Annotated in this window: 8 protein-coding genes; 3 read left to right on the plus strand and 5 right to left on the minus strand. The window is 43.7% G+C overall.

The window, feature by feature from the left end; translation table 11 throughout:
- Window positions 1–3 precede the first annotated feature (3 nt).
- From plsX to yceD, 3 genes are read right to left on the minus strand one after another with little or no spacing between them, the layout of a single operon-like run.
- Window positions 4–1,041, minus strand: a complete 1,038-nt coding sequence (gene plsX / locus LGZ99_RS18030; RefSeq protein ID WP_021324619.1) for a phosphate acyltransferase PlsX — start codon at window positions 1,039–1,041, stop codon at window positions 4–6.
- Between the two features lie 29 nt (window positions 1,042–1,070).
- A complete protein-coding gene (gene rpmF, locus LGZ99_RS18035; protein WP_011147057.1) occupies window positions 1,071–1,241 on the minus strand; it encodes a 50S ribosomal protein L32 in 171 nt (56 codons plus the stop codon).
- Between the two features lie 12 nt (window positions 1,242–1,253).
- Window positions 1,254–1,778, minus strand: a complete 525-nt coding sequence (gene yceD / locus LGZ99_RS18040; RefSeq protein ID WP_021324620.1) for a 23S rRNA accumulation protein YceD — start codon at window positions 1,776–1,778, stop codon at window positions 1,254–1,256.
- 142 nt (window positions 1,779–1,920) lie between these two features.
- Here yceD and LGZ99_RS18045 point away from each other — a divergent pair, with 142 nt between their 5' ends.
- On the plus strand, window positions 1,921–2,511 hold the full coding sequence (locus LGZ99_RS18045; protein ID WP_021324621.1) for a Maf family protein: 591 nt from the start codon (window positions 1,921–1,923) through the stop codon (window positions 2,509–2,511).
- Here LGZ99_RS18045 and rluC read toward each other — a convergent pair.
- Window positions 2,508–3,467, minus strand: a complete 960-nt coding sequence (gene rluC, locus LGZ99_RS18050) for a 23S rRNA pseudouridine(955/2504/2580) synthase RluC (protein ID WP_023045076.1) — start codon at window positions 3,465–3,467, stop codon at window positions 2,508–2,510. The two genes, LGZ99_RS18045 and rluC, sit on opposite strands and share 4 nt — an antisense overlap.
- Before the next feature lie 558 nt (window positions 3,468–4,025).
- Between rluC and rne the strand changes: the two genes are divergently transcribed.
- Window positions 4,026–7,064, plus strand: a complete 3,039-nt coding sequence (gene rne / locus LGZ99_RS18055; RefSeq protein WP_036838695.1) for a ribonuclease E — start codon at window positions 4,026–4,028, stop codon at window positions 7,062–7,064.
- 166 nt (window positions 7,065–7,230) lie between these two features.
- Window positions 7,231–7,863 (plus strand): SDR family oxidoreductase, encoded by a 633-nt coding sequence (locus LGZ99_RS18060; RefSeq protein WP_021324624.1) that lies wholly within the window; start codon window positions 7,231–7,233, stop codon window positions 7,861–7,863.
- Between the two features lie 44 nt (window positions 7,864–7,907).
- Here the strand turns inward: LGZ99_RS18060 and tmaR are convergent, their stop codons facing one another.
- The gene (gene tmaR, locus LGZ99_RS18065; protein WP_031280984.1) at window positions 7,908–8,225 is read right to left on the minus strand and encodes a PTS system regulator TmaR; all 318 of its coding nucleotides are present in this window, start codon (window positions 8,223–8,225) and stop codon (window positions 7,908–7,910) included.
- Window positions 8,226–8,828 lie beyond the last annotated feature (603 nt).

Below are 8,828 nucleotides of genomic sequence, written 5' to 3' on the forward strand. Positions count from 1 at the left end.
TGTTCAGTCACTCTTGGGTAATGCTGTTGCCAGGCGGGCAGCAATTCTATCAGGAACCTGCCTTTCAACGGCCTGAACAGCCTGTTCGATTGCGGCTTTAAACGCATGCTCATTAGCCGCCCCATGGCTTTTGATTACGATTCCATATAATCCTAACAGACATGCGCCATTATACTGGTCAGGGTTCAGGTGACCGAAGCGTTTTGTCATCCGTTTTTGCAACCACTTCTTGACTATTTTCAACAACCAGGAAAATTTTTTCTTTTGTCCATCCGATGATTTGAGCAAGGATAAGATAATCCTGATTGCTCCTTCCACCGTTTTTAACATCACGTTACCTGCGAAGCCGTCACACACCAATACATCGCTCTTGCCTGTCAGCAACTCATCACCTTCCAGATAACCAATGTAGTTTATTGCCGGAATGCTCTTTAGAACAGTGGCGGCTTCGCGGATATTATCCAGCCCTTTACTCTCTTCTGTGCCAATGTTAAGCAGTGCTACCGTAGGGTTAGCTATACCGACCACTTCCTCTGCCATTACTGAACCCATAATGGCGAATTGCACCAGCATACGACTATCGCAATTAACATTGGCGCCCAAATCCAGTACCACCGTTTTCTGTTGCTTCAGATTGGGCAATACTTGCATTAAAGCGGGTCTGTCAATACCATCAATAGATCTTAGCATCAATTTGGACAGCCCCATCAATACCCCGGTATTCCCTGCACTAACGCATGCTTGCGCCACACCGGATTTCACTAAATCCAATGCAACACGCATTGATGTACCACGGCTGGCACGAATTGCCTGCGATAGTTTTGCACCGTTAGCCACAACCTGTTCGGCAGGAACCACCTGCAACCGACTGAGCAACTTAGCATCGGTATTTGCAAGCAAAGGAGAGATGGTATCGGGGATCCCGACCAACAATAATTTAAGTTTAGGATTAGACGCCAGTGCCTGCAACGCAGCAGGCACCGTAACGCGAGGACCAAAGTCCCCGCTCATGGCGTCTAACGCTAAAGTCAGATTAGTCAAGGTATCAACTTGCTAATGACTGGCGGAGATTATTTGTTGATGACCTTGCGGCCACGATAGTAGCCATCAGCAGTCACATGGTGACGCAGGTGAGTTTCACCAGAGGTTTTATCTACAGATAATAATGGTGCGGTCAGTGCATCATGGGAACGACGCATACCACGTTTAGAACGAGTTGGTTTATTTTGTTGTACGGCCATTGACCTTACTCCTTAAGTACTTTTCTTTAAACTGGCTAATACGGCAAATGGGTTTGGTTTTTCAGCCTCTGGAGGTAATTCACCAAACACCATATCCGCGTCGGACACTTCACAGTGTTCAGAATCATGTACCGGAACCACCGGCAGAGAAAGAATTATTTCATCTTCAATCATCGCCAGCAAATCTATTTCGCCAAATTCGTCAACGTCAATTGGCTCATACTCTTCCGGTAATGCCTCAGCCTGCTCATCATTGATGACCGGGCTAAAACAATATGTTATGTGAACGTGATGGCTGAAATTACCGCCACAACGCTGGCACTCAAGCGTAACATCCACATCGGAATGCCCACGCACAACTGCCAGACGTTGATTATCTATCTGAAACGATAAAACGCTGTCTACATCATTGTCCACGCTAACCACAGATTCCGCGATACGCAAAACTTGCTCAGGAGAATAACTACCTGTGTAGTCTAATCGTTTCTGAGCTGCGCGAAGCGCATCAATGGTCAGGGGTAATTTTACCTTTTGCATAAGGCGCGCATATTATCTTTGTAATGAGATATAGTCAAAGAAAAAGGCCACACATCTGCACCTTTCCGCCAAGTATTCGCTTATTAAGCCGGGCTTAGTTTAAAATGCCTGCAATTATTTCGCCATTTATTTTGGAAAAAATATGACACAAATCGTTTTAGCTTCCACATCAGCTTACCGCCGTATGCTACTGGAGAAACTCCGTTTGCCCTTTATATGTGCGGCTCCCGATGTTAATGAAACACCTCAGATTAATGAAAATGCAGAACAGCTCGTTATGCGCCTGGCACAAGCCAAAGCACAGGCATTACAAACAAAATATTCTCAGCACTTGATTATTGGTTCTGATCAAGTTTGCGTTATTAATGGCGAAATTACCGGCAAGCCACACAGTTTTGAAAATGCATTTAAACAATTACGGCAAGCCAGTGGTCATTGCGTCACCTTTTATACCGGCATTTCTCTCTTCAACAGCAAAACCGGGGTAATTGATACCCGTTGTGAATTATTCAATGTTTATTTCAGGGATCTAACTGATGATGAAATCCGGGCTTATTTAACAGCGGAAGAACCGCTTAATTGTGCCGGAAGCTTTAAAAGCGAAGGATTAGGGATTACTTTATTTAAACGGCTTGAAGGAAAAGATCCAAATACTTTGGTCGGCTTACCATTAATTACATTGACCGAATTATTAATCCGCCAGGGGGTAAACCCACTGACGGCAATATATTAATGACAATTACTTTTACGCAACACATTTATACAGTAGCGCAATTGTTCATCCATCGGTGCTTCAACACGCAATGTCTCCCCCGTTGAGGGATGGGTAAATTTCAACGCACTGGCATGCAAAAACAGGCGATTAAGGCGGGTATCTGATAGTTGAGAATCAAAAGCCTTATCGCCATAACGATCATCAAAAGCGATCGGATGCCCAGCGTATTGAGCATGCACACGGATTTGATGGGTCCTGCCTGTCACTGGGCTGGCTTTCACCAGCGTTGCATTGGTAAAACGCTCTTCTATTTTAAAACGTGTTTCAGAAGGTTTACCTTCGCCATTCACTTTCACAATCCGTTCACCACTTTGCAGGATATTTTTCAGTAGTGGCGCCTGAACAACCTTGCAATGTGATTGCCATTGCCCCCGTACTAAAGCCAGATAATCTTTCTGCATCTGTTTAAGCCGTAATTGCTCGTGCAAGGCCCGTAAAGCTGAGCGTTTTTTAGCAATTAACAAAATTCCCGAGGTATCACGATCCAAACGATGCACCAATTCAAGGAATTTTGCCTCTGGGCGCAAAACCCGTAACCCTTCAATAACGCCAAAACTTAAGCCACTGCCTCCATGCACGGCTGTACCGGCAGGTTTATTAATCACCAGAATATGGTCATCTTCATACAAAACACAGCCGTCCAGTGCCGCCACTTTATCCAGTTTGGCTGAAACCGGCGGCGCCTGCCGTTCTGCAACCCGGACAGGTGGAATTCTGACAACATCTCCCGCAGACAATTTATATTCAGGTTTTATCCTGCCTTTATTTACCCGGACTTCACCTTTACGCACAATCCGGTAAATCATGCTCTTAGGAACGCCTTTCAGACGCGCTAATAAAAAGTTATCAACACGCTGTCCAGCCTCATCGTCATCAATAGTGACAACTTGTACAATTTGATTATTCGTTTTCATGACCGTGATTTTAATTACCCCTCAAGCAGAGCGCCACTCATTTTTAAATATGAGTAAAAATCATGCATACTTTCCGGCTGCTGCCTTTCCTTCTTTAAGATAAAGACTAAATATTAACTATTTCTTCATATTTCATCAGAAAAACCACTTAAAGGCATAAAGTCACCTTGCTATCACCCCAACAGCAATGGAATAATGCGTAGCCACCATCAGTTTTTTAATTCTGAATGGCGAAGTTAAACGTTTGTTCTTTGTTTGATTGCACAAAAACGCAGCAATGGCGTAAGACGTACTGGGGAATCAAATAATTAGCGGGCTACGGGTAGCAGCTTACTGGAATTGGATCAAATCCGCTTCATTCATATTTGCAGATTATTCCTAGAAAAGAGTGCTGTTTTTTAAGTGAAAATTCAGGCTCGCCGAAAATATGCGTCTCTATACAAACGACAACCGGGAGGTTGGCGGATTTGTAAAAGACACGAGACCATCGGTTATCAGTAGCTCATCTATATTTGCCCGTGGCTCTATAACTAATGTAAAAATAATGAGTAAGTTACAATGAAAAGAATGCTAATCAACGCAACTCAGCAAGAAGAGTTGCGTGTTGCTCTGGTTGACGGGCAACGCCTTTATGATTTGGATATCGAGAGTCCAGGACACGAGCAAAAAAAAGCAAACATCTACAAAGGTAAAATCACCCGAATTGAACCTAGTTTGGAAGCCGCTTTTGTTGACTATGGTGCTGAACGGCATGGTTTCCTTCCTATTAAAGAAATAGCCCGCGAATACTTTCCCAGCAACTATCACCCTCACGGTCGACCTAATATCAAAGATGTTCTCAAGGAAGGCCAGGAAGTTATCGTTCAAGTCGATAAAGAAGAGCGTGGCAATAAAGGGGCTGCATTAACCACGTTTATCAGCCTGGCAGGCAGTTATCTGGTATTGATGCCTAATAATCCCCGTGCCGGCGGTATTTCCCGCCGTATCGAAGGAGATGACCGCACAGAGCTGAAAGAAGCCTTGGCCTCTTTAGAAGTACCGGAAGGAATGGGACTGATTGTCCGCACTGCCGGCGTCGGTAAATCCGCAGAAGCCCTGCAATGGGACTTATCGTTCCGCCTCAAACACTGGGAAGCGATCAAAAAAGCCGCTGAAAACCGTTCCGCCCCATTCTTAATCCATCAGGAAAGTAATGTCATCGTCCGTGCTTTCCGTGACTATCTGCGCCCGGATATCGGTGAGATCTTAATCGACAATCCCAAAATTCTCGATCTGGCACGCCAGCATATCACTGCGCTTGGCCGTCCGGATTTCACCAGCAAAATTAAACTGTACAGTGGCGAAGTCCCTCTGTTCAGTCACTATCAAATTGAATCTCAAATTGAATCTGCGTTTCAGCGTGAAGTTCGCCTGCCATCAGGTGGGGCTGTCGTTATTGATACCACAGAAGCATTAACCGCGATTGATATCAACTCTTCCCGTGCAACACGCGGGGGTGATATCGAAGAAACAGCGTTTAATACCAACCTTGAAGCAGCAGATGAAATTGCTCGTCAGTTACGCCTGCGTGACCTTGGTGGCCTGATTGTTATCGACTTTATCGATATGACACCCGTACGCCATCAACGTGAAGTGGAAAACCGTTTACGTGATGCTGTCCGTCAGGATCGCGCCCGCATTCAGATTGGCCGTATCTCTCGCTTTGGTCTGCTGGAAATGTCCCGTCAGCGCCTGAGTCCGTCGCTGGGTGAATCCAGCCATCATGTTTGTCCACGTTGCAGTGGCACAGGAACTATCCGTGATAACGAATCCCTGTCACTGTCCATTTTACGTCTGATTGAAGAAGAAGCGCTGAAAGAGAACACGCATCAAGTACATGCCATTGTTCCAGTACAAATCGCTTCATATTTGCTAAACGAAAAACGCCAGGCGGTCAGTGCAATTGAACGCCGTCAGGGGGATGTTGGCGTGGTGATCGTTCCTAACGATCAAATGCAGACGCCGCACTTCTCTGTTTTGCGCGTGCGTAAAGGTGAAGAAGTTTCTACACTGAGTTATCTGCTTCCTCAGCTTCATGAAGCTGGGATGGCCAATCCTCAAGAAGATGTCCAACCTGAACGTAAACGACCTGAGCAGCCCGCTATTTCTGCTTTTGCCTTACCAACCGATGCGCCGGCACAACAGCCATCACATAAAGTAAAAGAGAAAAAACCTAACCAACCTGCTCAGGTTAAAACGGAACAACCTGGCCTCTTAAGCCGCATCTTTACTGCTTTGAAAAAAATGTTCAGCGCAGAAGAAGAAAAGCCAGTACAAAAAAAAGACAATAAATCGTCTGGTCATGATAACCGGCGCGCTTCTGAGCGACGCAATCAGCGCCGCCAGAATCCACGCAAAGATCGTGATGATAATAATCCACGTGATGAGCAACGTAGTAACCGCGACCGAGACGAACAACGGAAAAACCGTCATACTCAGCAGAAAAATGGTGCTCAAGATAACCACGCGACGATAGATATCGCTGCTCGCGAAACCCAACAGCAGCAACGTCGTGAGCAACGTGCAGAGCGTCAACGCCGTCGTCAGGAAGAAAAACGCCAGCAGCAACTTGAAACCCAGAAACCAGAAATCGTTGAAAGTGAGGTTGAAGAACGTCTGCCGGTTATGCCACGCCGCCAACGTCGTCAGCTTGAGCAAAAAATTCGTATCACAGATGAAGTGAAAGAAACGACAGCGATCACTCCACTGCCTGTACCTGTTGTTACAGAAGAACCATTACCTGCACCGGTTGACATGCAAGTAGAAACAGTTCAGCCACAACAACAGACTGAAAATAAAGAGCAACAAGACAATGTGATGCCACGCCGCTCTCGTCGCTCACCTCGCCATCTGCGTGTCAGTGGTCAACGCCGGCGCCGTTACCGCGATGAGAGAAATCTGCCTCAATCACCGGTACCATTATTGCTGGCTGTTGCGTCACCGGAAATGGCTTCCGGCAAAGTTTGGGTTCGCTATCCGGTAGTTCCGGTTTCCACAGAAATTCCTGAGGAGATTTCTGTTGTCGAACAACAGAATGAGGTACTGCCAACAATAGCAGCAGAAACAGCACCTGCGATAATCGTTGTAGCTGAATCTGAACCAACCATAACTGAATCACCTAATGTAGCAGAGGTATCGGAAGCTTATCAGGATGAAATTAAACCTGAAGCAGCCATTGCAGAAGAAAATGATGTTGTTCTGCAACAAACTGAATCAGTACAACAAGAGCTGTCAGTTATTGCATCTGTTGCGATAACACCAGTTACGCCTGAATTTGAACAGCAACCAAAAGTAGTTGTTTCTGAAGAAATTGCAGAAGTGGTTACGGTCGAAGAGAGTAAAGATGAAACCGTTAAACAACCTGTTGCTATAGTCAAAATTCATCATGCTTACGCGCCGATGACCAAAGCATCCGCTCCAGAGATGATCGAACAATCTATTGTTATCAACGAATGGCAACGCCCTTTTTCTGATTTCGAAGGGAAAGGAGGCGCTGGAGGTCACTCAGCCACTAACGCAGCCACTTCCCCAATGGCTAAACCGCGATATTTTGAATAACAATATCATTTAATATTAGCAAAATGGCTCTTTTTTGGGAGCCATTTTTTTTGCCACTGCCTCCACAAAAATACTTGTCATTAATTTCATTCCATCTGTATGATGGTTTAAAATTGAGCAATTATCATTCTATTGACTCATTATCATTTGATCTGGAGAACAACCTATGAAACCGTGGCTTATTTTTGGTGCAGGTAGCGGGATTGGACGCCATTTAGTCACTATCGCGTTGCAACAAAAACGCCCCATAACTGCATTAATCCGCAATTCTCAGCAGGCTTTTGAACTCAGCGCCTTGGGCGTCAAAGTGATACATGGTGATGCCTGTGATGCTATGAATGTCGAAGAAGCAGTATTAAATGCCGGTTCAGAAGCAATTGTGTTTTCTACTATTGGTGGAGTTGACTCAGATCTCTTCGGTAATATGACTATTATTGATGCCATTGAGAAAACCGGAATAACACGTATGTTACTCGTTACATCAATAGGTTGTGGAGAAGGTTGGAAAACTCTGTCCCCTAGGGCTAAATCATTATTTGGTCAATCTGTTCGACGTAAATCAATGGCAGAAAGCTACCTTCAAACCAGCTCTCTGAATTACACAATTATTCGCCCAGGCGGATTAACAGATAAGCCAGGAACAGGCCATTGCCAACGATATCAGAATGAAATGCATGGTGTCGTCAGCCGCAAAGATGTTGCGCATCAACTGGCAATAATGGCAGAAGAGGAATCTTCATATCAGCAGATTTATGCCTTAATTGATCCAGAGCTTAAACCTGATTGGCCTGCTGCGTAATTGCTAAGAATAACCACGCATTCATGCGTGGTTATCTGATGATATTACTTAGGTTCACCCATTGTTTTCAGTTTTTTAGACAATTCACGGCGTTCTTTAGAAAGATCCGCATTTTTAATGATGTGATCATCTATACGGTCTTCATAATCACTACGCATGTTCATAATGATGCTTTGAATATCCTCAATTGACATACCCGGCTTGATGTATTCACTCAGGTTATCAAGCAACAAAACACGTTTCTGGTTGTCACGTATTTTCTTTTCGTTATCCACGATCTCGCGCTGTAACTTATTCTTACGACGAAACATACGCACAAACTCCAACACATTGTGGAATGACGGTTTATTTACGTTATCCATTTTCATACCTTTCTTTAACCCAAACATACAAATTATCCAATCTGAACATACAATACAGTCTAAAGCCATTAATAGACAAGTCAGTTTCCGTTCTTTATTGATTTTAATTGATTACAGCAACCGGTTAGCTTCCTATTCTTCGCTGAAAAATTTAGCAAGCTGATTAGTCGAAAACAACAGATCAATATAGATGAATAACAAATAGTCAATCTTTCACTGGTAGAAACACACGTTTTTTCTTCCCTGCCCTTTTCATTTCTTACCACAGTCAGATCCGAAGCTCGATGTTTGTTAAGCACTATAATCGCTACAATGGCCTAAAAACGGAATTATATATCTATCAGATAAAAGACTTATATGTGATAATCATTCTTATCCTATTTCATGAAAATTAAATTGAAAACTATAAAATTAATCTTACTTTACCTGAAAATATAAGTACTGAATTAATTATCAAAAAAAACAATAAAACACAAGCAATTAATTACATGTAACACTATTAACGCCTTAGATAATAAATATCTTGTATAACCTAAATTATCGCAATAAATGTAATTTTCTGAAAATTAACTTTAATAAAAACATGCAACAATAACAGGAATA

Source organism: Photorhabdus temperata (assembly GCF_025384845.1).
Lineage (GTDB): Bacteria > Pseudomonadota > Gammaproteobacteria > Enterobacterales > Enterobacteriaceae > Photorhabdus > Photorhabdus temperata.